This is a genomic window from Bacillus sp. P4_D3, from assembly GCF_056401855.1.
This window is the reverse complement of record NZ_JBFUIN010000590.1, coordinates 1-1,927: the sequence shown is the minus strand read 5'-3', so window position 1 is coordinate 1,927 and position 1,927 is coordinate 1. Positions and strand designations below refer to the sequence as shown.

At 34.7% G+C, this 1,927-nt stretch carries 1 protein-coding gene; it reads right to left on the bottom strand.

What is annotated here, in order from left to right; translation table 11 throughout:
* The coding region (locus AC1DTM_RS24425) for an ABC-F family ATP-binding cassette domain-containing protein (RefSeq protein WP_477001098.1) at nucleotides 1–1,305 on the bottom strand (1,305 nt) is incomplete at its 3' end.
* Between the last annotated feature and the right edge of the window lie 622 nt (nucleotides 1,306–1,927).

Below are 1,927 nucleotides of genomic sequence, written 5' to 3'. Positions count from 1 at the left end.
TTTCTTTACTTCTTCACCAGAGAATAGCATACGGCCTAAGAAACCACGTAAGAAACTTTCTGATTCATCTTGTGGAGAGAACTGACGTAACCAATCAATTAAAGTGTAATCACTGTTCTCGAAGTACTCAGAGTTATCTCTTGGGAAATGAGCTTGAGATGTTGTTACACCCCATTTGAATGAACCGCTATCTGGCTCCATTTCACCCATAAGAATTTTAAATAATGTTGTCATTGCAATATCGTTACGGCCGATAAATGCAACTTTATCACCTTTATTTAAAGTGAAGTTCACATTATCTAATACTTTTTCTCCGTCGATTGTTTTAGAAATACCTTCAACCGTTAATAAGTCATTTCCTACTTCACGCTCTGGTGTGAAACCAACGAACGGATAACGACGTGATGACGGTCTAATATCATCTAATGTAATTTTATCTAACAATTTTTTACGAGAAGTTGCTTGCTTCGCTTTAGATGCGTTTGAGCTAAAGCGCGCAATAAAGTTTTGTAACTCTTTTACTTTCTCTTCTTTTTTCTTGTTAGAATCTTGCGTTAGTTTTAATGCTAATTGGCTTGACTCATACCAGAAGTCATAGTTACCAACGTATAATTGAATTTTACCGAAATCAARGTCAGCCATGTGCGTACATACTTTATTTAAGAAGTGACGGTCATGGGATACAACGATAACTGTATTATCAAAGTTCATTAAGAAGTTTTCTAACCATTGAATCGCTTTTAAGTCCAAATGGTTGGTAGGCTCATCTAGTAATAGAATGTCAGGTTGACCGAATAAAGCTTGAGCAAGTAATACTTTTACTTTCTCTGCCCCTGTTAATTCAGACATCTTTTTATCATGAATATCTTCGCCGATACCTAATCCTTTTAGAAGGATTGCAGCTTCTGACTCAGCTTCCCAACCGTTTAGCTCAGCGAACTCACCTTCAAGTTCTGCAGCACGCATGCCATCTTCATCACTAAAGTCTTCTTTCATGTAAATTGCATTTTTCTCTTGCATTACTTTATAAAGACGTGTATGACCCATCATTACTGTTTCTAGTGCAGGGAACTCTTCATATTCAAAGTGATTCTGTTTTAATACTGCTAGACGCTCACCTGGCGTAATATGTATGTCACCTGTTGATTGGTCAACTTCTCCAGATAAAATCTTTAGAAATGTTGATTTACCAGCACCGTTTGCTCCGATTAAACCGTAGCAATTACCTGGCGTGAATTTTATGTTAACATCTTCAAATAATTTGCGATCTGCGAAACGCAAACTAACGTTACTTACTGTAATCATTTGTGTCCTCCTACTAATACCGCTTATTTCAGCGTTTTCTCACCGATTGTCCTAAAAAATCGCATATTACGACTCAATTATTGTAGACTATAGCTATTATATAGTAGAAGCTGGATGAATAGCAACGATTGATTACTTTTATAGTGTGGTTATTATATTGATTTACTAGCTAATACAGCGTTTTAAAGAAATGTTATTTACATAATACTAGTAACAATACTCGAAACAAACGGAAACACACGATATTCCATTGGGATATTATGTATTTTAAAAAAGAGAATATAAATGAATCGGTCATTTCGTTATACAAATTAATATCAAAAAGATATTCACACAACCTCAAGAATATAATTGCCCCAACAAAACTTAAAATACCATACAATAAACGAATGATCTGGTTGTTACCCATAAACCCCTCCTACTGCAAAAAAGAGCGTGGATATTTTCCGCATCTCCCTAACTATATTTCACCATATATTAGAAAGTGTTTTTCCGTTTATTCGCAAACGTTCTTCACTCTGTTTTTCAATAAAAAACTGTAGAGAACACACTCTCTACAGTTTTTTTATTACTTCGTATCAATTATTTTCTTTTTATAACTTTGTATTTTACTCGTTAACCC